The organism is Aeromonas rivuli, assembly GCF_000820045.1.
Taxonomy (GTDB): Bacteria; Pseudomonadota; Gammaproteobacteria; order Enterobacterales; family Aeromonadaceae; genus Aeromonas; species Aeromonas rivuli.
Genome location: NZ_CDBJ01000012.1, coordinates 1 through 22666, shown reverse-complemented (window position 1 = coordinate 22666; position 22666 = coordinate 1). Strand labels below are relative to the sequence as shown.

18 protein-coding genes and 2 pseudogenes are annotated in these 22666 nt (G+C 58.0%); 6 read left to right on the top strand and 14 right to left on the bottom strand.

Translation table 11 applies throughout. From position 1 onward, the window contains the following. Positions 1-77 precede the first annotated feature (77 nt). On the top strand, positions 78-395 hold the full coding sequence (locus tag BN1130_RS01375) for a DUF4377 domain-containing protein (protein WP_042039816.1): 318 nt from the start codon (positions 78-80) through the stop codon (positions 393-395). Between the two features lie 68 nt (positions 396-463). Here BN1130_RS01375 and fbp read toward each other — a convergent pair whose 3' ends face one another. Together fbp and BN1130_RS22030 are read right to left on the bottom strand one after the other, a co-directional pair. Beyond that, positions 464-1492: a class 1 fructose-bisphosphatase gene (gene fbp / locus BN1130_RS01370; RefSeq protein WP_042039815.1), complete on the bottom strand. Its 1029-nt coding sequence runs from the start codon at positions 1490-1492 to the stop codon at positions 464-466. Positions 1493-1573: 81 nt separating this feature from the next. Continuing rightward, positions 1574-1861: a hypothetical protein gene (locus tag BN1130_RS22030; RefSeq protein WP_157013849.1), complete on the bottom strand. Its 288-nt coding sequence runs from the start codon at positions 1859-1861 to the stop codon at positions 1574-1576. 54 nt (positions 1862-1915) lie between these two features. Here BN1130_RS22030 and BN1130_RS01365 point away from each other — a divergent pair, with 54 nt between their 5' ends. After that, complete coding sequence (locus BN1130_RS01365; RefSeq protein ID WP_042039814.1) at positions 1916-3532, top strand: peptide ABC transporter substrate-binding protein; 1617 nt, start codon at positions 1916-1918, stop codon at positions 3530-3532. Between the two features lie 71 nt (positions 3533-3603). Here BN1130_RS01365 and BN1130_RS01360 read toward each other — a convergent pair whose 3' ends face one another. The 3 genes from BN1130_RS01360 to sixA all read right to left on the bottom strand — a co-directional run bounded on the left by BN1130_RS01360 (position 3604) and on the right by sixA (position 5525). After that, positions 3604-4506: a DMT family transporter gene (locus tag BN1130_RS01360; protein ID WP_042039813.1), complete on the bottom strand. Its 903-nt coding sequence runs from the start codon at positions 4504-4506 to the stop codon at positions 3604-3606. A gap of 215 nt (positions 4507-4721) precedes the next feature. Next, the gene (locus BN1130_RS01355) at positions 4722-4928 is read right to left on the bottom strand and encodes a DUF1107 domain-containing protein (protein ID WP_042039812.1); all 207 of its coding nucleotides are present in this window, start codon (positions 4926-4928) and stop codon (positions 4722-4724) included. 117 nt (positions 4929-5045) lie between these two features. Further along, positions 5046-5525, bottom strand: a complete 480-nt coding sequence (sixA, locus tag BN1130_RS01350; RefSeq protein WP_042039811.1) for a phosphohistidine phosphatase SixA — start codon at positions 5523-5525, stop codon at positions 5046-5048. Between the two features lie 162 nt (positions 5526-5687). Here sixA and BN1130_RS01345 point away from each other — a divergent pair, with 162 nt between their 5' ends. Next, complete coding sequence (locus BN1130_RS01345; protein ID WP_042039810.1) at positions 5688-8462, top strand: insulinase family protein; 2775 nt, start codon at positions 5688-5690, stop codon at positions 8460-8462. 310 nt (positions 8463-8772) lie between these two features. Here the strand turns inward: BN1130_RS01345 and BN1130_RS01340 are convergent, their stop codons facing one another. The 4 genes from BN1130_RS01340 to BN1130_RS01325 form a co-directional block, all read right to left on the bottom strand. Further along, positions 8773-9420: a thiopurine S-methyltransferase gene (locus BN1130_RS01340; RefSeq protein WP_042039809.1), complete on the bottom strand. Its 648-nt coding sequence runs from the start codon at positions 9418-9420 to the stop codon at positions 8773-8775. A 194-nt stretch (positions 9421-9614) separates the two neighbouring features. Then, complete coding sequence (locus BN1130_RS01335) at positions 9615-10961, bottom strand: leucine-rich repeat-containing protein kinase family protein (protein WP_042039807.1); 1347 nt, start codon at positions 10959-10961, stop codon at positions 9615-9617. Between the two features lie 294 nt (positions 10962-11255). After that, entirely contained in the window at positions 11256-11711 is a 456-nt protein-coding gene (locus BN1130_RS01330; RefSeq protein ID WP_157013848.1) for an ASCH domain-containing protein, read from the bottom strand. A 97-nt stretch (positions 11712-11808) separates the two neighbouring features. Next, on the bottom strand, positions 11809-12390 hold the full coding sequence (locus BN1130_RS01325) for a GNAT family N-acetyltransferase (RefSeq protein ID WP_042039804.1): 582 nt from the start codon (positions 12388-12390) through the stop codon (positions 11809-11811). A 187-nt stretch (positions 12391-12577) separates the two neighbouring features. On the opposite strand from BN1130_RS01325, the pseudogene BN1130_RS01320 reads away from it, so the two are divergent. After that, a pseudogene (locus tag BN1130_RS01320) lies at positions 12578-12862 on the top strand (methylated-DNA--[protein]-cysteine S-methyltransferase); the annotation flags it as partial. 336 nt (positions 12863-13198) lie between these two features. Here BN1130_RS01320 and BN1130_RS01315 read toward each other — a convergent pair. The 4 genes from BN1130_RS01315 to BN1130_RS01295 form a co-directional block, all read right to left on the bottom strand. Beyond that, positions 13199-13993, bottom strand: coding sequence for a hypothetical protein (locus BN1130_RS01315; protein ID WP_157013847.1), 795 nt, complete (start codon positions 13991-13993; stop codon positions 13199-13201). Positions 13994-15055: 1062 nt separating this feature from the next. After that, entirely contained in the window at positions 15056-16645 is a 1590-nt protein-coding gene (gene guaA, locus BN1130_RS01305) for a glutamine-hydrolyzing GMP synthase (RefSeq protein ID WP_042039800.1), read from the bottom strand. Positions 16646-16728: 83 nt separating this feature from the next. Then, on the bottom strand, positions 16729-18192 hold the full coding sequence (gene guaB, locus BN1130_RS01300; protein ID WP_042039799.1) for an IMP dehydrogenase: 1464 nt from the start codon (positions 18190-18192) through the stop codon (positions 16729-16731). 327 nt (positions 18193-18519) lie between these two features. Continuing rightward, positions 18520-19164, bottom strand: a complete 645-nt coding sequence (locus BN1130_RS01295; protein ID WP_084218095.1) for a YitT family protein — start codon at positions 19162-19164, stop codon at positions 18520-18522. Positions 19165-19784: 620 nt separating this feature from the next. On the opposite strand from BN1130_RS01295, the gene BN1130_RS01290 reads away from it, so the two are divergent. Continuing rightward, positions 19785-20693: a DMT family transporter gene (locus BN1130_RS01290; RefSeq protein ID WP_042039797.1), complete on the top strand. Its 909-nt coding sequence runs from the start codon at positions 19785-19787 to the stop codon at positions 20691-20693. A gap of 117 nt (positions 20694-20810) precedes the next feature. Beyond that, complete coding sequence (gene xseA, locus BN1130_RS01285) at positions 20811-22157, top strand: exodeoxyribonuclease VII large subunit (RefSeq protein WP_269745740.1); 1347 nt, start codon at positions 20811-20813, stop codon at positions 22155-22157. Positions 22158-22204: 47 nt separating this feature from the next. Here xseA and BN1130_RS01280 read toward each other — a convergent pair. Then, positions 22205-22666, bottom strand: a pseudogene (locus BN1130_RS01280) (heme anaerobic degradation radical SAM methyltransferase ChuW/HutW); the annotation flags it as partial.

Sequence of the window (22666 nt, the reverse complement as noted above, 5' to 3'; positions counted from 1 at the left end):
TCAAAGAGGCGGTCATTGACCGCCTTTTTTTTTCGCGTTTTAATCCTCGCTTGAATTTGTCAACGAGGCCCTATCCCATGAAATTCCCCGTTCTCGCCGCCGCCCTGATCCTGACCGGTTGCCAACAGGCCCCTGCCCCTCAGGGTGAGACCCTCTTCGTCAATGCCGCCCTGGTGCCCTGCACCGGAGTCGCCCCCATGCAGTGCATGCAGGTCAAAGAGAGCAAGGATCAGGACTGGACGCTGTTTTACAGCCATATTCAAGGCTTTACCTTCGAGCCCGGCTATCTGTACGAGCTGAAGATTGCCAAGTTCAAGGTCGATAATCCCCCCGCCGATGCCCCCAACATCCGCTACGAGCTGTTGCAGATGGTGAGCAAGCAAGCGGCTGATTGAGCCCCATCGTGCATAGAAAAAGGCCGCTTTCGCGGCCTTTTTTCATGCTGACATGCTGGTTATCTGACTCAGCTCTTGTTCTCTTCGTGGGCGGAAAACTCAGCCATGAAGGCTTCGGCCCGCTCGACCATGCGGGTCGAGCCCACGAAGTAAGGGGTACGCTGATGCAGGGCGGTCGGTTGTATGTCCATGATGCGACGGAAACCGTCAGAGGCCTTGCCGCCGGCCTGCTCCACCAGGAAGGCGAGCGGGTTGCACTCATAGAGCAGACGCAGTTTGCCGTTGGGTGAGTTGGTGCCGGACGGATAGATGTAAATGCCACCCTTGAGCAGGTTGCGGTGAAAGTCCGATACCAAGGATCCGATATAGCGGGCGGTATAGGGTCTGTGGGTTGCCTCGTCCAGCTCCTGACAATACTTGAGGTACTTCTTCACGCCGTCCGGGAACTTGATGTAGTTACCCTCGTTGATGGAGTAGATCTTGCCCTCTTGAGGGACGCGCATGTTCTCGTGGGAGAGGCAGAAGCAGCCGATGGAGGGATCATAGGTAAAGCCGTTGACCCCGAACCCCGTGGTATAGACCAGCATGGTGGAAGATCCATAAACCACATAGCCGGCCGCAACCTGTTGATGGCCCGGTTGCAGGAAGTCATTCAGATGCACTGGCGTGCCTGGCTCGCTGACCCGGCGGTAGATGGAGAAGATGGTGCCGACCGAGACATTGACGTCTATGTTGGAGGAGCCATCCAGGGGGTCGATCAGCACCACATATTTGGAGTGCGCCGAGAGGGCCGAATCGAAGGCGACGAAGTCCTCCTCCTCCTCGGACGCCATGCCACACACCTCTCCCCTCGCTTCCAAGGCCGCCTTGAAGCGCTCGTTGGCGTAGACATCCAGCTTCTGCTGCTCTTCACCCTGTACATTTTCGGCGCCGACCGACCCCATGATGTCGGCCAGGCCCGCCTTGTTGATCTCCCGGTTGACCACCTTGGCTGCGAGGCGAATGGAGCTGAGCAAGGAGCTGAGTTCGCCGGTCGCGGTCGGATAGTCCGCCTGTTTTTTGACGATGTACTCACCCAGGGTGATCATGTTCTTCATTATGTTTCCTTTGAGCGTTTCCGTTGGCGTTGAAAACGTTTGCAGGGCCGCACAAAAAAAGTGCCGAGCCCGGCATCGTTGTTATGTAACCCAATGTAACGTTGAAAATTTGTTTTTGCAGCGAATTAACTCGTTGAAATTATGTTCAAAACTGCCAATCACATGGCGCTCAATCCCGTTTAAATCACTAATTTCAGGGCAGCATTCCCTAGTTAATTCGCTGTGATACATCTCGAGCCCTTGATGACAACGCTTCTTCGTCACCCAGGCCGCCTCTGCGCCTTCCCCTGCCCGGCTGGCTGGCGACTTGCCGCCGTCCGCCGGATGTGAAGGCCATCGGCATCGGCTCACCCCTTGAGCTTTCACCATGGATATCGCACACTGGGGTCGCTTTGGAAGCATAAAAAAACATAAGGATATTCAATGAAGAAGACCCTCATTGCAGGGGCTGTGCTCGCCCTGTTCTCACTGCCGGCCCTGGCGGCTCAGGTTCCCTCTGGGACCAAGTTGCTCCCCCCTGACCAGCAGACCTTTGTCCGCAACATCGGCGCCGAACCCGCCTCCATCGACCCTCAACTGGTGGAGGAGAGTTCCGGTAGCGAAATCGTCAACGACCTGTTTGAAGGCCTCTATACCGTGGATGCGGATGGCAAGCTCAAACCCGCTGGTGCCCTGGGCTACGACATGGATGCCAGCGGCACCGTCTATACCTTCAAACTCAGACCCGATGCCAAGTGGTCCAACGGTGAACCCGTGACGGCTGCGGATTATGTCTATGGCTGGCAGCGGGCGGCGGATCCCAAGACGGCCTCCAACTATGCCTGGTTCATCGAGCTGACCGGGGTGACAGGCGCGAGCGAGGTGCTGGCAGGCAAGCAGCGTCCGGATACCTTGGGGATCAAGGCCATCGACGAGCATACTCTGCAGATCACCCTCAAGGCCCCGGTGCCCTTCTTCCTCAAGACCCTCTCTCACTACACCACCTTCCCGGCCCCCAAGGCGACCATCGCCAAGTACGGCCAGGAGTGGGTCAAACCGGGCAATATCGTCTCCAACGGCGCTTTCATGCTCAAGGAGTGGACACCCAATGAACGGCTGGTCGCCGAGCGCAATCCCAACTACTGGGACAACGCCAATACTGTGCTCAACAAGGTACTCTATCTGGAGATAGTGGCCGATACCGCCGCCTATAATCGCTATCGGGCTGGCAGCCTGCACTACACCAGCTATCCCCTTGAGCAGTATCCCATTTTGAAGAAGTCGACCCCGGATGAGCTGCTCAATGTGCCTATCCTGGCCAGCTATTACTATGTGTTCAACACTCAGCGCAAACCCTTTGACGATCCCCGGGTGCGCAAGGCGCTCTCTCTGGCCATCGACCGTGACACCATCACCGGCAAGATCCTGGGCCAGGGGCAGATCTCCGCTTACAGCTTCACCCCGCCCATCGTCGACGGCTTCGAACTCAAGAAGTCGACCAGCGAGCTGATGAGCAAGGAGGAGCGGATCAAGGAGGCCAAGGCGCTGCTGGCCGAGGCTGGTTATGGCCCGGACAAGCCCCTGAATGTGGATATCCTCTACAACACCAACGAGGGTCACAAGAAGATAGCCCTGGCCATCTCCTCCATGTGGAAGCACAACCTGGGCGTCAAGTCCGAGCTCAACAACATGGAGTGGAAGACCATGGTGTCGACCCTCAACGAGGGGGACTTCACCGTGAGCCGCTACTCCTGGAATGGCGACTACAACGATGCCTCCACCTTCCTCGACATCATGACCTCCAGCAGTTCGGCCAACAGCGGCAAATGGGTCAACAAACAATATGATGCCCTGCTCGCCCAGGCCCATGATTCACAAGATCCGGCCGAGCGTAACCAGCTCTACCAGCAGGCCGAGGTGATCCTCGACCAGGAGGCTCCCATCGCCCCCGTCTACTTCTATGTGAAGTCCCGTCTGCTCAAGTCCTTTGTGAAGGGCTACCCCTATCACAACCCGCAGGACTTGGTCTATTCGAAGGAGATGTACCTGGTAGCCCAGTAACGGCTCAACCCCGGGTTGACCCTGATACGACACAGCCCCGCATTGCGGGGCTGTTGTTTTAGCGGGCCAAACTAGAGCAAGGGCGCGGCCTTGCGACTGACGATGGGTTTGACCATCAGCTGGGCAACCAGTACCCCGAACAGGGTGAGGCTGCCGCCGACCAGATGATAGGGGGTGAGCGTCTCCCCCAGCAGGCTAACCGCCAATAGCGCCGTCATGATGGGTAACAGGTTCATGAAGATAGCCGTGCGGTTGGCACCAAGGCGCGAGATGCCCTGCATCCAGAGCCAGGGGGAGAGGGCCGAGGTGGGGATGCCTGCGTAGAGGATGAGCCAGAGCGCACGGCTATCGGGCAGGGTGCCGTCGCTTAACAGGAAGAAGGGGGTGAGGAACAGCAAGCTGCACAGCACCTGGCCATAGAGCATGGTCCAGCTATCCAGTCCAAGCTGCCAGCGCTTGAGCAGCACACTGTAGAGGGCATAGGTGAGCGCCGACATCAACATGTAGAGGGAACCGGCCTGAACCCCCTGATGGAGCAGTTGGGCGGGATTGCCCTGCCCCAGCAGCACCAACAGACCGAGCAGGGAGATGAGACCACCGAGCAGGGCGCCCCAGCTGGGTCGTTCATGCAACACCCAGGCGCTGAGCAAGACCGTCAGCAGCGGCGTCAACCCCATCATCAGGCCAATCTCGGTCGCCCCCAGAGTCTGGGCCGCGTAGTAGCCAAAGGTCTGGTTAAGCACCATGCCAAGCAGCGCCAGCATGGCAAGCTTGCCAAAACCGGCCTTGATCCGGGCTCGTTGCCGCCAGGCGGAACGAGCGAGGAAAGGGGTCAGGATCAAGGCGGCCACCAACCAGCGGGACCAGGCCATGGCCGCCGGCGACAACAACCCTACCGACAGCTTGCTGACGATACCGTTACCGGCCCAGATGGCCATGCAGGAGAAGGGAAAGAGTACCGCCAATGGAGGCATGATGTGTGACACCCAGTTAAACAGGCGCTCATTTTAGGAAGCCCTGCCTGGGGTGCAAGCGCTATTTCATCCGGTGTGGCGGGATCCGGACTCATACAACCGGGCCATCATGGCGACCGTGCGGTCCAGACAAACCTGGCGAGCCAAGGCGGAAACAATCAGACCCTCCGGGGAGGGTCTGGGCTGCGCATCGCAAAAACTGACTGACAACACTGTCAAGCCGCGTCCATGTGCAGACGACCTATCATGGCATTGACCTCGATCACCGTCTGACGATGAGGCAAGTCTGCCTGATTTGGCATCATTAACAGCCCGGACTGGAAGTCGAAGCGGCCACGGCCATGGATATAAATGCGCCCCTTGAAGAAAGTCTTGACGTGCTTTGCCACCATCAGCGGCAGGTATTTTTTAAATACTCTCATCGTTGCAACCTCTATGCAGTTGTACCCGTATGACAGCAGTTTCTGCGAAACGGTTCCCTGAAAAATGAATATTCATCCATGAACAACAAGCTCAAACACTGAAAAAACCAAATGTTATCAGATTGTTTCGAGCGGTATTGTATGAGGTCCTGACAACCAGAGCAAGTTACCTTTGTCCTCTTTCCATTCGATACAAGCCAGCCCCGAGGTCGCAAACATGGGCGCCCCTGCTGCCGGACTCAGCATCTGTACCAGATAACCCACCAGAGGCAGATGGCTCACCATGAGGATGCTGTCATGCTGCTCGGCCAGGGCGGTGAGATAGCTGGCCACCAGGGTGGGATCACCGTAAGGAGTGATGTCGTCACTCTCCTCAACCTTGCTCGGGGTTGGCAGCACCTGGCTGATTGCCTGCCAGGTCTGACGCGCCCGCAGGTAGTTGCTGTGAATGACCAACCCGAGGCCCGCGTCCAATTGAGGAGCCAGCCAGCGTGCCATGTGCAGTGACTCGGCAATCCCTTGTTCAGTCAGGGGACGCTGTTCATCGGTTTTCGCATTCATGCCAGCCTGGCCATGACGCATGATATAAATCTTCATTACAACCTCACCCTGTCGGGCCTGTTTTAACGGCGGGGGGATCTTACCCCGCTCTGCATGGGGAAACAATTGCGCGACCTCTCAGAAAAGGGTTTGCCCATCCTCTATCCGAGGTCGATAATCATCTTTAAATTCAAATAAATCCAACATGAGTCAGTGCCGATGAGCCCCTACGCCAGCCCGAATGACCACAGGCAATATCACTATCTGGAGCTGGCCAACCGGCTCAAGGTACTCCTCATTTGCGACCCTGAGACCGATAAATCGGCGGCCTCGCTGGCGGTCAATACCGGCCATTTCGACGATCCGAGCGATCGTCAGGGCATGGCCCATTTCCTCGAGCATATGCTGTTTCTTGGTACTCGTACTTATCCCAAACCGGGCGAATACCAGCAGTTCATGAGTCGCCATGGCGGCAGCAACAACGCCTGGACCGGCACCGAGTTCACCAACTTCTTCTTCGACATCGACAATGACTATTTCGAACAAGGGTTGGCGCGCTTTTCCCAGTTTTTCATCTGCCCCACCTTCGCACCCGAATGGGTCGATAAGGAGCGCAACGCCGTCGACTCCGAATATCGGCTCAAGCTGATGGATGATGTGCGTCGCAGCTATCAGGTGCACAAGGAGACGGTCAACCCGGCTCACCCCTTCTCCAAGTTCTCGGTCGGCAATCTCGACACCCTGGCGGATCTGCCTGGGCGCAGTTTGCACAGTGACCTCATAGGGTTCTACGAACAGCACTACAGTGCGGATCGCATGGCCTTGGTGATGCTCTCTCCCGAGTCTATTCCTGACCAATTAACTTGGTGTGAACACTTCTTCGGCCCCATCCTGGATCGCAATCTGGGGATCCCGACTGTGGATGTGCCCCTCTATCGACTCGAGGATCTGGGACTGTGCATCGAACAGACCCCGGTCAAGGAGAGCCGCCGCCTGAGCCTCACGTTCCCCCTGCCACCGGTCGATGCCTATTACGACAAGAAGCCGCTTACCTTCCTGAGTCACCTCATCGGTTACGAGGGGGATGGCAGTCTGCTCTCCCTGCTCAAGGAGAAAGGCTGGGTCAATCAGCTGGCCGCCGGTGGCGGGGTGAGCGGCAGCAACTTCAAGGACTTTGGCATCAACTTCGGCCTGACCCCCATGGGAGTTGAGCATGTGGACGACATCATCACGCTGCTGTTTGGCTACCTCAAGCTCGTCAAGCAAGAGGGGCTGGCCCCCTGGCGATACGAGGAGAAACAGCAGGTGCTCGAATCGGCATTCCGCTTCCAGGAGCGCGGCAAGGCGCAAGACACCGTCTCGGGGCTGGTGCTCAATCTCTTCATCTACCAGCCACAAGACTTGCTCCATGGCGACTACATGATGCGCGAGTATGACGAGGCGCTGATCGCCCGCCTGCTCGCCAAGCTGACCCCGCATAACCTGAGGATGACCCTCATTGCCCCCGAGCTTGCCACGGACCGCCTCGCCCGCTGGTATCAGACCCCCTACAAGGTGAGCCAGATACCGGAGGCGGACAAGATCCGCTGGCAGCAGAGCGAACCCGATGCCGCCCTGCGCCTGCCCGAGCCCAACCCCTTCATCGCCACTCGGCTGGAAGCCAGGGTGCCAGCGCTGGCCACCGACTTGCCCACCTGCCTCATCGACAGGCCCGGTTTTCGACTCTGGCACCTCCATGAGCACCAGTTCAGCGTGCCCAAGGGCAACCTCTACATCGCCATCGACAGTGAGCATGCGGTCAAGAGCCCGCGCCACATTGCCATGGCGCGGCTCGCCGTCGAGCTATTGTGCGATCACCTCAACGCCCTCACCTACCCGGCCGAGCTGGCGGGGCTGGGTTACCAGATGTATGCCCATCAAGGGGGCTTCACCATCACCCTGAGTGGTTTCTCCGACAAGCAGGCGCTGTTGCTCGACATGATCCTCGCCAATCGCACCCTGGGTTATCCGGATCCGGCGCGCTTTGCCGCCATCAAGCAGCAGCTCATCCGCAACTGGGAGAATCAGGCCAAGACCAGGCCCATCAATCAGCTGTTCAACCAGCTCACCAGTTTGCTGCAGCCCAACAATCCCCCCTTCGAGCAGTTGTTGCGCCACCTGCGCGAGGTCGAGATCGATGAGATGCCAGCCTTCGTGCAACAGCTGTTCAGCCAGGTCCATGTCGAGACCCTGGTACACGGCGACTGGCAGGAGAGCGAAGCCCTGGCCCTGGCCGTTCTGCTCGAGCGCCACCTCGCCCCTTATAGCCAGCCGAGCGCGGAGACCCGCCGCCCCCTGATCTCCATTCAGGACAGGGGCACCCTCATTCGCGAGCATGGTTGCGAACACGAAGACTCGGCGCTGCTGGTCTACTACCAGTCCCGCACTACCCGCGCCCGGGATCTGGCCTGTTTTACCCTGGCCAACCACATCATGTCCTCCACCTTCTTCCACGAGCTGCGCACCCGCCAGCAACTCGGTTATGTGGTGGGGGCCGGTAATCTGCCCCTCAATCGCCATCCCGGCCTCATCTTCTATATACAGTCGCCGGTGGCCGGGCCCCAGGTGCTGCTCGATGCGGTGGAGGAGTTCATCGATCTCTTCCCGCTGGCCATGCTCGAATTTAGCGAGCAGCAGTGGCAAGAGAGCAAGCGCGGCCTGCAGGCCCAGCTGTCCGAGCGCGATGCCAACCTGCGCAGCCGTGGCCAGCGCCTCTGGGTCAGCATAGGCAACAAGGATCTCGGCTTCGATCAACGCGAACAGGTCTGCGAGGAGGTGGGCAACCTCAGCCGCGCCGATCTGGTGCGCTTTATCACCCAGTTGCGCTCACGTACCTCGGACAGGTTGATCCTCTGCAGCTATGGCCTGGGCCACGAGCACGACGAACGGATCACCGGCCAGTTCATCGACGATACCAGCGCCTTTCGCCTCAATGCCCTGACCTTCGAGGCCTGATCCTGCTGAGCCGCTGGACGCCTACCCAAGAAAAAGCCGACCCAAGAGGGTCGGCTGGAAATACCACCATAAAGACGACCTGGATCGCCAAACGTGAACATGAGCGTGAAAATCAGGCACTGAGGCGGGTCGGCCTGGGCCATTGCCAGCAGTGATTGAGAAACAGGGTCATCTTACTCACAACCTGTACTGCCCTGTTGATCTACATCAAAAGAGCTAAAAAAGAGGGGGCATGGTCCAGGACCTTGCCCCCTCTTCTCGTCAATCTGCCTGCCAGATCACAACGCGGCCATCTGTTCGCAGAGATGACTCAACCACGATGGGTCAGTCGATAAGCCACTTCATCAAAATAGGAGAGCTGGCCAACCATGACCCTGGGGTGATCCTGTTCGCTGCGTCTGCCCAGCACCTCGACCCTGAACGTTCTTTCAAACAGGGTGCGCACCGCCAACTCCCCCACCGAGAAAGGAGGTTGCTCCTGCTGTTCGGGTTGATACTCCAGGGTGATGAGCAGCACCTCCCCCCCCGCCACCATCAGGCGCGCCATCAAGTCGGCGTAATCCTGGCGCATGGCAGTGGGCAAGGCGATGAGCGCCGCCCTGTCATAGGCGAGTCGATAGCGGTGACCCAAGGATGCCGCGGCGAAGAAGTCACCCTGATGAAGGGCTATCTCGCCACTCAGATGACGCTGGTAAGGACCCAGCACATCTTGCTGGACGCCAAGCCCCTGCTCCTCAAAGAACTGGCTGACGGCAAGCTGCGATAACTCGAAGCCATGCACGGCATGGCCCTGACGGCTAAGCCAGACCATGTCGGCAGACTTGCCACAGAGCGGCACCAACACAGGTCCCTGCTCGGGGCTGCCCTGCCAGCAATCTTGCAGGAAGGGATTCACATCTGCCTGATGAAATCCGATCCGGTTCTCTTCCCAACGCTTGTGCCAGAATGCGGCTTCCATCACTTCTCTCCTTCTCTCGATAGCGTTTTACTATCACCACTTAAGGCAACGGGTGCAAGCGCCATGGCCGCACAGATCAGTCAAACGATGGCGAAATAAAAACGCCGCTGGCGTCGTTTTGACAGTGAGTGACGCGCCCTGAAGGGGCTGGGCAATCCACCCATGAGCTTCCATGGCGCCCGCCACAATGGATATCAGGCATACGTCTGGGCACCCAACATGGCGGCCTGGCTAGCGGCCTCTATCTGCGCCCTGACGTGCGCAAAGGAGGGCCGTAACGCCAGTTCATCAACCAAGCAGGCTTGCACCAATTGTTGAAGTGGCAACAGCGCGGCGGCCTCGACGTTGCTGCGGGCAACCAGCTCCTCGAGCAGGCAACCAAAGGCCCTGATCTCTATCCGCTCCAGCCGGGCAGCCAGCACGCCGCTTTCTCTGTCGTAACAAGAGGCGGCGCCAAAATCCCCGAGCAGCACCCGCCCCTGCTGACCGTGCAACAGGTTGTGACCATAAAGATCCCCGTGCAGGATCCCTCTTTCATGGAGGTGCTGCGCGGCAGAAGCCACGCCCTGCGCCATGGCGATCAGGGCGGCCGGGGTGAACGACAACCCTACGGGATAGACGTCGCGGGTGCAGGAGTCCAGGCTAGGCGGCCCCGCCAGATTGACAAAATCGGGGTCTATCAGTGTCATCACCAGCGCCGGTATGCCGGAGGGGTGATTGCCGACTCGGCCCGTTACCCCGATGAGATGGGGATGCCTGCCTGCGGCCAGGGAGACCGCCATTTCGCAGCGAGGCAGGCCATCGCTGGTCACGGCCCCCTTGAACAGCTTGACCGCCACCCCCCGCGTCCCTTCATCCGTATCAAGCTCTGCGCGGTGGATAACGCCAGATGCCCCCTGCCCCAGTTGATCCCCCAGCGTCAACGCCTGCCAGGGGATCTCGGCGGCGGTTGCCCTGTTGCCAAGCTGGCGCTCCCATTCATCGGCAAAGGGATTGCCTGCATAGGCCAGCCAGGCGAGGCGCGGCAAATCGAGCAACCACTCGGGAAACGCCTCCAGCCGGTTGGCGGCGATACGCAGCAGCTCCAAACGGCGGCAGTTGGCAAGGCTCGCAGGCAGCTCACGCAGCCGGTTGCCCGCCAGCATCAGCTTTTGCAGGGCGGCGCACTGGCCCAATGTGTCGGGAAGCCGTTCGATGACGTTGTCGGTCAGAATAAGCCAGCGCAAGCCTGAAGGTAGGGATGCGGCCGAGACAGTGGCAATCCGGTTGGCCTTGAAACCCACCATGGTGAGCGACGGGCAGCGTCCCAACACCTCGGGCAGAGCGATGAAGCGGTTCTCGGAGCAGAAGATGATGCGCAGTTTGGTGAACCCGGCCAACTCGTCCGGAAGCTCACTTAGCTGGTTGCCGGTCAGATCCAGCACCTCCAGGGTCTCTTTGAGGCTGAGGATCTCGGGGGGGAAAACCGCGAGGTTTTCACAAAGCTTCAGGTGGCGGGCGCCGCCAAGCTCACCCGCGCGCAGCTGTTCCAGGGTATGCATAGCCGTTTCTCAAATATTGGTGACCCAGCCTGATGGGGCAACGTTGCCATCAGAGCGCGCCGAACCTGCGTCCAGCGGTCTTAAAGGGGGGGCATTATAGAGAATTCGGGGCGCAGATCGCCCCTTTTGTTCTCTTGGTGACGGGGCATGGCGTTCCACACCACCACTCCCATCGGATTGACGAAACACCTAGGCTGCAATAAGCGCAGCCCATTGCACCGTTTTCAGAGCGGCTTTTGGGCAAGGTATAAGAAGCCAAATTAGCGGTGCGATTCATGTTGTTCACTTGAATTGTTAGGCTGCGCTTGCCGGGAATATGCACTCAAACTCTTGAAAGACGACAGGCATGTCGGGCTGAGGCGCATAGCCAGTTCCTTGGAGCTCATGATGGTAATAGTCCCAGTGAGCCTTGTACCACCAGTCGAGGGAGCCATCCCCCTCACCTTCAACGCTTGCATGAGTCTCAGTGATCTCATTGAGCGGCAAGATATGCACTTTGATTGTGCGAATAATACATACGGCCTTACCGTTCCAGTCCGTCACTATATTCAGATCGCCAATCTGGGGCAAAGCCTCATCGCTGCTTTCAAATGACCACAATGATGGTGATGTTGCGCATTTTTTACCGATCAAGACTAGCTGAGCACATTCATTGGCGTCCGCCTCGTTGTCGCAGAAATGCCAAGCTGCGGGTGCATCGGTGGAGGATCGTGAAGGCGCGGGCTGGCGAGCAAGGTAGTCGTCCCACATGAACTTTATTGATGGATGCATAAGAGTGTCTACCTGCCTAACGCCGTATTAAGCGGACTAAAATTGTTGGTTATAATGTGTAGCGAAGCAAGCGGGGTCAATCGCCGGGTTGGCTTTCGCGTTTACTAGCACTCGCACCTTCCATTATTTTCTCAAACCGGAACATCTCATCGTCATCTCCTTTGCCATCAATAGGGTGTGAGACCTGATGAGGATCTGGATGGTACTTGTTGTAGAAATCGACAATTTTGAAACCACATCTGTTCACGTAGAAGTGAATATTCCGTTTCTCAAAATATGGCGTCACCGTTTCCCAGACTTTGGTGAGAGGAAACGCGTTTTCAATCGCATGCCAGGCTTTAAGGCCCAAGCCTTTGCTCTGTTGGTTCGTCGCGATGAAAAAGAATGACAGGGAGTTGCGACAGCTCATCTGGTCTATCACTACCACGGCTCCGCCAACACGTTGTTCGGCTGCCATGATCCAGTATGTAACGGCCCCCTTGGTGTGAAATGACTGTTCAATATCTTCGTCAGAAGGAATGGGCTCTTCAAGTGGGTGTCCAAAGTCTGCTTCTGCTGCCACGCGAAAGGCAGCCTGCAAAGCGATCTTGAACTCGGGAAGGCTGCCAGGATCCGCCTCCAGGAGGCTTATGTTTACGTGCTCTTCTGATCCTTTCACTTATTTAATCCTCAACAGATATCCCATGAACATTGAACGACAAAGGAGTGCATCGAGCTGGATTGATCACATGATTGAAATACCCATGGCTATGCGGCTCTCATTACCCCCCCAGGTTTTATCAAGGGGCGGATTTTAGCCAGTCTCAGTGAGGCAGGCGAGCGATTTGAACTCCTGGTTAGGGTAACGCCCCATCCCCAGGCACGTGAGCGGCACCCACTTACAGATCAGCGTCTGGCGGGCGCTGCTCGAGATCCCGCCAGCCAAGGTGGTGAGCTACGCCCAGGTGGCAAGCGCCATCGGCAACCCCAAGGCCGCCCGCGCCGTGGGGCTGGCGGTGGGCGCCAACCCCGTCGCCTTGATGATCCCCTGCCACAGAGTCATCCAGCAAAATGGCAAGCTTGGCGGCTATCACTGGGGCGAAACCTGCAAACAGGCGATACACGTCTGGGAAGCGGCGAGGTATGAATAGACGTGGCTTTCTCTGCTCGGCCTGATTGGGGGTGAAACAGGAGTATTGGTTGTGAGTCAGCAAACTATCAGGTCACGCCGTATGAGCAGGCAGTGATATAAAGCGGGGACATCAGAGAATCGGGGCGCAGATCGCCCCTTTTGTTGCTTTGGCTACGGGGCATGGCGATCAGCAACACCGCCACATCGGATTGACGAAACACGTAGGGTGCAATAAGCGCAGCGCATTATACCGTTTGCAAAGCGGCTTTTGTGCTGATACCAGAAGCCATATTAGCGGTGCAATTTCATTGCCCCCTACGGTACGTCGGCTTAATCAAGTGTTAGAGCGTGTTCCTCAATCCTGAGGCTTGAAGCCTGATAACCAAGATTCATAGTTTTCCCTTGGTGGCATGAGCCCAGATTGGCGTGGACCGGAGAAATCTATAGCGTTGGCTTTTGGGGCTTCACGTCGAATCTGGATCAGCTTTTCGCGCATACGCGACGCATGAGCCTGAAGCTCCTCGGCGAGCTCTGTACTGAAAAAGGCTACATCATCTGTGTTCTGAGAAACAGCGACCATAGTGTCGTGATACATGGCATTCGTATTTCCGTCCGGCCGCTTCAATCCGAAGTAGTCGAGGCAGAGAATCTGGGATGAAAGATTTGCTTTATGAAAAGCATCGATCATCTCTGACCGGGTGTTGAGAGCATGCGTAAGATCGGTAATTGATTGCTCGACCATCGAGACCAGCGCTAGTGCCCGTCCAGGCATGAGTTGGGCAGAGAACGTCAAGTTCTTGAGTGTTTCGATTGGAAGAGTCAGCGGAGTGATCTTCGTTAGTTGAATTTGGAAGCTGATAGGCTGCACAGGTGCAACATCTACCAAGTTGCTCTGTAAGGCTTCGGCAACCTCACGGTCTTTAAAATATTGGTCAGATAGTGGCTTTATTTGCTGCTTCTTTACCGAAAGAGCTTGATTAGCGATTGTCGATGCTAAAACGACTATAGCATTTACCTGTCGTAATGCTTCAAGGAGCTCTTTGGCCCTAGCCGATCGTTCCGCAAGTTTTTGCGCACCCCAAACGCCGAGTCCAGCACCAGCTAGCGCGGATAAAAACGCGCTTATAAAGGACGAATTAAGGAAGTTCACAATGCTTCCCCATACAGCGTACATTGAGTTTGGTAAGTCGAGACAGAGCATATTGTTTGTTCTAACAGTTATTGTGTAGAAGGCTATGTAAATCAGAGAGTAGAGTCATCTGTATAACTCACCCCCATTTTCATAACCGCCAAATATTTCTTTTAAAACCATAACCTTACCAGTCAGCCGCTGGTATTTTAACCTACCCCTCTAACTATTTACCTTAGCCATACAATGTTCATTTTATAAAAAACAATGAATGAATTACTAAGCCAGTGCCATTGAATGACACCCTCTGATCTGCTGAATGCCTATGATTTTTCTCTGGCCCAGCCCGTTATTGGCGCAAAAAGTATTGCTGAACAAACAGTTTCACCATCTAGGACGATAAAAGAGGCATATGCTAATTTGAAAAAGCAAAATTAATTAAATGATATTAGTGGATCTTGCTTGGCAATTCTATCAATACGTTGGCGATGTTAGGGCATGGATACAAAAAGACGCCCTCAGGCTTCTTTCTTATTGTTGGGTGTTGGAGCCAACTGGTTGGAGGCTATGACCCCTCCCCGCCTTGCCCCACAACCCCATCAGATCGGGGTGATGGAGGTGATCTGGCCGACCCACTCAGCGACTGGAAGATCTGCACCACGGCTTCCCCGTGGATTGGGTTGGGCAGCGGCACCGTGGTTTTGCATTTGAAACGGTAGTTGGTGCGCCTGCTATCACTTGGGGGGGATTTTGAAGGAGTGCTCCCTTCCCATCTTTTGATGCTGGACACAGTGGCACTTGCCTTTCTGGGCATAGCACTCGTGGATGACCTTCAGAGACTAAGCAGCAAAGCTGTATGCCCCTCCCCTGCCCGGAGAAACCACTGTCTGCCGCCTTGTGTGGACGCGATGGATGAGGCTCTGCCGATCGGCTCGGGAACTCACCACGATAACGTTGGCAACACGGCCTCCATCCCCTGCACCAACAGCAAAATTTTCTCGCAAACGATTGAAAAAAGAAAAGACGCCTTAAGGGCGCCTTTTTGACAATTTTGCGTTATCGGCAGGGAGAGGCGCTAGCCGCTTATTCCCATTCGATGGTTGCGGGCGGTTTGCCGGAAACGTCGTACACCACGCGGGAGATGCCGTTGATCTCGTTGATGATGCGGTTCGACACCAGACCGAGGAAGTCGTACGGCAGATGAGCCCAGTGAGCGGTCATGAAGTCGATGGTCTCGACGGCGCGCAGGGCAATGACCCAGTCATACTTGCGACCATCGCCCATGACGCCGACGGAGCGCACCGGCAGGAACACCGCAAACGCCTGGCTGACCTGGTTGTAGAGGTCGGCCTTGCGCAGCTCTTCGATGAAGATGGCGTCGGCTTTGCGCAGCAGTTCGCAATACTCTTTCTTCACTTCGCCAAGCACGCGCACGCCCAGACCCGGGCCCGGGAACGGGTGACGGTAGAGCATGTCATAGGGCAGACCCAGCTCCAGACCGACCCGGCGCACCTCGTCCTTGAACAGCTCGCGCAGCGGCTCGACCAGACCCATCTTCATCTCGGCTGGCAGGCCGCCGACGTTGTGGTGAGACTTGATGACGTGGGCCTTGCCGGTGGCGCTGGCAGCAGATTCGATCACATCCGGATAGATGGTGCCCTGGGCCAGCCATTTGGCGTTTTTCAGCTTCTTGGCTTCGTCGTCGAACACTTCCACGAAGACGCGGCCGATGGCCTTGCGCTTGGCTTCCGGCTCGTCGATGCCCTTGAGGGCCCCGAGGAAGCGCGCTTCGGCATCGACCTTGATGATCTTGAGACCAAAATGATCGCCGAACATCTCCATCACCTGGGTGCCTTCGTTCAAACGCAGCAGGCCGTTGTCAACGAACACACAGGTGAGGCGATCGCCGATGGCGCGGTGTACCAGCATGGCCACTACCGAGGAGTCGACGCCGCCGGACAGGCCCAGGATCACTTCATCCTCACCCACCTGCTCGCGGATGCGGGTCACGGCGTCATCGATGATGGTGGCCGGGGTCCACAGGCATTGGCAGCCGCAGATGTCTTTGACGAAATGCTCGAGCAGACGGGCACCCTGACGGGTGTGGGTCACTTCCGGGTGGAACTGGACGCCATAGAAGCGACGAGCCTCATCGGCCATGGCAGCATGGGGGCAGGTCGCCGTCTGGGCAATGGTGGTGAAACCGGCCGGGATCTCGGTGACCTTGTCGCCGTGGCTCATCCAGACGTCCAGCAGGGCATGGCCGTTGGGGGCGATGGCATCTTCGATGTTGCGCAGCAGGGCGCTGCTCTGGCCGGACTGACCCAGCACTTCGACCTGGGCATAGCCAAATTCGCGTTCGGTGGAGGATTGCACCTTGCCACCGAGCTGTTCGGCCATGGTCTGCATGCCGTAGCAAACACCAAACACCGGCACGCCGGCGTTGAAGACATAGTCAGGGGCACGGGGGCTGCCCGCCTCGGTCACGGACTCGGGGCCGCCGGAGAGGATGATGCCGTTGGGATTGAATTCGCGGATCTGCGCTTCGGTGACATCCCAGGCCCACAGCTCGCAGTAGACACCGATCTCACGGACACGGCGGGCGATAAGCTGGGTGTACTGAGAACCGAAATCCAGGATCAGAATACGGTGGGCGTGAATATTGTTAGTCATTTTATTCCTGCATCAGGCTGATGTTGTAACAAAAAGCATGGGGATAAAAAATGGTAGCGAAACGGGGCCGAGGCCCCGTTTTATCAGCCCATCCGGTAGTTGGGGGCTTCTTTGGTGATGGTCACGTCATGGACGTGGGACTCTTTCATCCCGGCGCCGGAGATGCGCACGAACTCGGCCTTGGTGCGCATCTCGTCGATGGTGGCGCAACCAGTCAAGCCCATGGAAGAGCGCAGGCCACCCATCTGCTGATGGATGATCTCCTTGAGGCGGCCCTTGTACGGCACCCGCCCTTCGATCCCTTCCGGCACCAGCTTGTCGGCGGCATTGTCGGTCTGGAAGTAGCGATCGCTTGAGCCCTTGGACATTGCGCCCAGAGAGCCCATGCCACGGTAGGACTTGAAAGAGCGGCCCTGGTAGAGCTCGATGTCACCGGGCGCCTCTTCAGTACCGGCGAACATGGAACCCACCATGACACAGCTGGCGCCCGCGGCGATGGCCTTGGCCACGTCACCGGAGAAGCGGATGCCGCCATCGGCAATCACGGGGACACCGGTGCCTTCCAGCGCTTCAACGGCATCGGAGATGGCGGTGATCTGGGGTACGCCGACACCGGTCACGATGCGAGTAGTACAGATGGAGCCAGGACCGATACCGACCTTGACGGCATTGACGCCGGCGGCGACCAGCGCCAGGGCGCCAGCGGCCGTGGCCACGTTGCCACCGATGATCTGCAGCTCGGGATAGGCATCGCGAGTCGCCTTGATGCGATCCAGCACGCCCTGGGAGTGACCGTGGGAGGAGTCAATCAGCAGCACGTCCACACCGGCCTCGACCAGGGCGGCGACGCGCTCTTCGTTACCGGCACCGGCACCGACGGCAGCGCCAACCCGCAGGCGGCCCTTCTCGTCTTTACAGGCGTTGGGTTTGCGTTCGGCTTTCTGGAAGTCCTTGACGGTGATCATGCCCATGAGTTTGAAGTCGGCATTGACCACCAGCACCTTCTCGATGCGGTGTTTTTGCATCAGGGCAACCACCTCTTCACGAGGGGCCCCTTCACGCACCGTCACCAGACGATCTTTTTGGGTCATGACCTGTTCAACGGTCTGGGAGAGATCGATCACGAAGCGCACATCACGGCCGGTGATGATGCCGACCAGCTGGTTGCCGTCAGTCACCACGGGGTAACCGGCGAAACCGTTCTTGTGGCTCAGCTCTTTGATCTGGGCGATGGTCATGTCGGGACGCACGGTCACGGGGTCGGAGACGACACCACTCTCGTACTTCTTGACCTTGCGCACTTCGGCAGCCTGCTGCTCGATGGACATGTTCTTGTGAATGAAGCCGATACCGCCTTCCTGGGCCAGTGCGATAGCCAGACGGGCTTCGGTCACTGTGTCCATGGCAGCGGAAATCATCGGAATATTCAGGGAGATAGCAGACGTTAGCTTGGTACGCAGATCGGCTGTATTAGGAAGAACAGTGGAGTGTGCTGGAACCAACAATACATCGTCGAAGGTCAGCGCTTCTTTGGCAATCCTGAGCATGGCAATATCTCACCGTTGAGGAGTGGGGGTGGAAAATATTGCCGACAAATTTTACTCATGGTTTACCGGTTGGTAAAGAAGTATTTTTTAATTTTTTGTGGCACAGCCCGCTTTTAGCGCGCCAAACAGGCAAAACTCTCACAAATTCAGTCATAAAATGGCCCTTTTTACCTCGAAATAATGTAACGGCGCCATCCATCGGCATGGCCTGACTTTTTCAAGGCTGGCATAGGACACACTCAGTACCCTCCCCCGACACTGTCGACCATAAGGGGTCGAATGGAGCGCCACCGCGGGTGACCAGTCACGCGCGAGACGGCAACCCAATCACCCCTGGTAACGACCAGGTTTGTGCCAGTTCATCAGCATGGCATTCATGGCCAGGGCGCTCAGGGCCGACCAGAACAGCAAGGGGGCAGGTAGCAGACTCAAGGAGAGGGCAAACAGCAGCAGATCCAGCGACATCTGGGTCTTGCCTGCATTGATGGCAAACCTGGCCTGCAGCCAGAGGGTCACCACGCCAGTGCCACCGACCGAGGCATTGTGACGGGCGAGTGACAGGACCCCCATGCCGATGAAGGTGCCACCGACCAGGGCGGCAAACAGCGGATGTATATAGGTCACCGTCTGCAAATGGGGCACTATCTGGCTGGCGACAGCGAGGGCAATATTGACGATCAGCGTCTTCAGGGTGAAGGGGAGCCCCATACGGGCATAGCAAAACAGCATGAAGGGGAGATTGGTCAAGATGAACAACACCCCTATGGGCAACTCCACCTGATAGGAGAGCAGCAGTGCCATGCCCGCCACGCCGCCGGTGATCATGCCTGCCAGCTTGAGCATGTACAGCCCGATAGCGATGAACATCACCCCCAGTGTCAGGCCATACACATCATCTTTGAAGTTATGGACAAGCCCGTTGCGGGTGGCTGCTTGCGGTAATGCCACGTCGTTTGCCATGCCGTTTCCCATAGGACTCCTTGTCATGAATGAATAAGCATCAGTCGCCAGATAAATCCATGGGTGTCAGGCTGGCGCTGATACTGTGTTTGGATTGCTATCACGCAGCAAAAAGAGCGCCAACCATAACAAGACGCTGGTATTTAAATTAAATTCAGCTTATAGAACTATTAAAAATAGTTTTACTGGTATTTCCATCTAGTACATGGCTCCCCGCCTTGAGCCAGGCAGCATGAACAGGATTTCTCTGATGACAAGCGCTCAGATCATGGCCGCGCCGTGAAGCCCGTTATCAGTCACAGTCCTTGCCCGATACGGGTTGGCGGTGAGACTGGGAGGCCCGCGTTGGGGGGAAACAGGGGGCCAGGACGCGCATTTCCCGGCGCAGATGCCTTGCAGATCCCCCGATCAGGTGCTGGCAGCACAGTGACCACCCAACTGGTTGCACATTTTCGGTGCACTACAGCACCATAACGGTGCAGCATATCCCCCCCAACACGGAGCCAGAGTCAGGGCAGTTGGATAGCTGAGGCGCCCTTTGGGCAGTTGCCATCGGCAAGCCAGCCCCCCATGATGGCAGCCCCAGGCTCTCGCCTGGATAGTTGTGATTTCAATCATTTCAAGGAAGTAAGATGAGAGCACCGGATTATGCAAGACTGTTGTTCCTGGCCGCTATCTGGGGGGCCAGTTTCTTGTTTATGCGTATCGCCGCCCCCGCCTTTGGCTCAATCAACACCGCTTTTTTACGGGTCCTGTTCGGCCTGACGGGGTTGGCCGTCATCTTGTTGTTGATGCGCGCCCCGCTGATCTTTCAAGGCAAGCTCAAATCCGCCATGGTGCTTGGCATCATCAACTCCGGCATCCCCTTTCTGATGTACGCCATCGCCGCGCTCTGGCTGCCCGCTGGCTACTCGGCCATCTTGAATGCGACCACCCCCTTGATGGGCGCCCTGATCGGTTTCTCCTGCTTCAACGAGCAGTTAAGCGGCCGCAAGTGGCTGGGGGTCATGCTGGGATTCCTCGGTATCACCTTGATCACCACCACGGGGGACGTCGCGGTGAGCGAGACCATGATCATCGGTGTGATAGCTTGCCTGATCGCCACCGCCTGCTACGGCTGTGCGGGCTTCCTGACCCGGCGCTGGATCACCGAGCGGGGTGGCCTGGATGCCAGGTTGGTGGCCTTTGGCAGCCAGCTGGGCGCCTGCTTGTTCCTGCTGCCCTTCTTTGGCTATTCGGTGACAGCCAGCCCCGTGGCCGACTGGGCCATGCCCGAGGTGTGGGCCAGCCTGTTGGCCGTCGGCTTTATCTGTACCGCACTCGCCTACCTCATCTATTTCAGGCTGATCGCCGACATTGGACCACTGCGCTCCCTGACGGTGACCTTCCTCATCCCGCCCTTCGGCATATTGTGGGGGTATCTGATACTGGGCGAGACCCTCACCGAGGGCTTCGTGGTTGGCGGTGCCATCGTCTGCCTCTCGGTCTGGCTGGTGGTCAGCCCGGCCAGAGCAGTCCCGCGCCAGGTGCTGGACAAGTAATCATCCGGCAGTCAGAGCCCCGGAGGTGCTCGGCTCTGACCCTGAACTGCGCTAAGATGGCGCCATCGTCTCCCTCCCGCGTCCACCATGGACAATGGGACAGCAGAAGGGCCCAGCGTGAGCCAGTCCAATCAACAACAAGTGTTTACCGTCACCCGCCTCAATAGCGCAGTACGCATGATACTGGAGCAGGATCTGGGGCTGGTGTGGCTGACCGGCGAACTCTCCAACCTGGCGATGCCAAGTTCGGGGCACTGGTACTTCTCCTTGAAGGACATCTCGGCCCAGGTGCGTTGTGCCATGTTCAAGGGCAACAACCGCCGGGTGCCCTTCCGCCCACAAGATGGCATGCAGGTACTGGTACAGGCCCGGGTCTCCCTCTATGAGCCCCGTGGCGAATATCAGCTGATCATCGAATCCATGCAACCGGCCGGGGATGGCGCTCTGGCCCTGCGCTTCGAAGAGCTCAAACGCCGCCTCGCCGCAGAGGGTCTCTTTGATGCCGCCCGCAAACGCCCGCTCCCCGCTAACCCCAAGGCGGTGGGCATCGTCACCTCGGCCACCGGGGCGGCCTTGCACGATATCCTCACCGTGCTGGGACGCCGCGCCCCCGCCCTGCCCATCTTCATCTATCCCACGCAGGTGCAGGGCAACCTGGCCAGTGGCCAAATAGTGGCCGCCATCGAATTGGCCAATCGCCGCGCCGAGGTGGACGTGCTGATCGTCGGCCGTGGTGGCGGCGCCCTGGAAGATCTCTGGTGTTTCAACGAAGAGCGGGTCGCCCGGGCCATTCATGGCTCAGCCATCCCGGTGGTGAGCGCCGTGGGTCACGAGGTCGATATCACCATCAGCGATCTGGTGGCGGACTTGCGTGCCCCCACCCCCTCCGCCGCCGCCGAATTGGTGGCGCCGGATCAGAGCGAGCGCATCAATCAACTCAATCGCCTCACCCAGCGCCTGAGTCAAGCCATGGCGCGTCAGCAGACCCAGCATGTCCATCACTTCACCCTGCTCACCAAGCGGCTCGAACATCAAGACCCCAAACGCCGCCTCGAGCAACAGTCCCAGCGTCTCGATGAACTGGGTAACCGCTTGCAGCAATTGCTGCGTCAGCGCCTGCATCAGGGGGAGCGACGGCTCAATCAGCTCGCGCAACGGCTCCAAGCCCAGAGCCCTGAGCGACGTCTGGCTCAGGGACGGCGACGCCACCAGTTGGCAGAGGCGCGTTTGCATAGCCTGATGAGTAAACGCCATGAGCAAGCGGAGCATAAACTGGCCATGCTCAGCGCCCGCCTCGATGGGGTCAGCCCCCTCGCCACCCTGGGGCGCGGCTACTCCATTACTCGCAGCCAACGGGGTGAGGTGATAAGCCAGGCCAGCCAGGTCAGCGCCGGGCAATCCCTGGTCACTACCCTGGCAGAGGGCAGCTTGCAGGTGCGGGTAGAAGAGGTGCACAACCGATAGCTAAAACGGGGGCGCTTCTCAGTACCCCCTATTTATCCCCTCCTCTTTCATCGACGCAAACCTGTCACCGAGTGCCCCACGATCTCGACCGGGCGAACGGCCACAGCGTTGGCGTGGGGGCCCCTCTCCCCCGCTCCCGCGAGGGGATTGAGCTGCAAGCACTCGAACAAGCCGGCCTGCAGATTGACGCTCCAAAAACGCCCCGCCAGGGTCAGCTCAAGCCGCTCTGCGGTGAGCACGGCCAAGCCATGTTGCTGCCAGACCTGAAAAAGCGGCAACAGCTGCCCTCGCAAGGGATCGGGCAAGAGGGCCAGGGCCAACCGGCCAGTGTCGAGGGCGCCGCGCAGCAGTGCATCCATGGCGGCATTGGGATTGCGCCCCATGACCATGCCGGGAGCCCGATGTCCATCGGCCAGCGCCTGATGCCAGGGCGCCAGATCCCGCCCATACATCAGGCCATGTCCGTGGACATTGCCCCCCGCCCCGGCCCCAAACGGCAAGATCTCGGC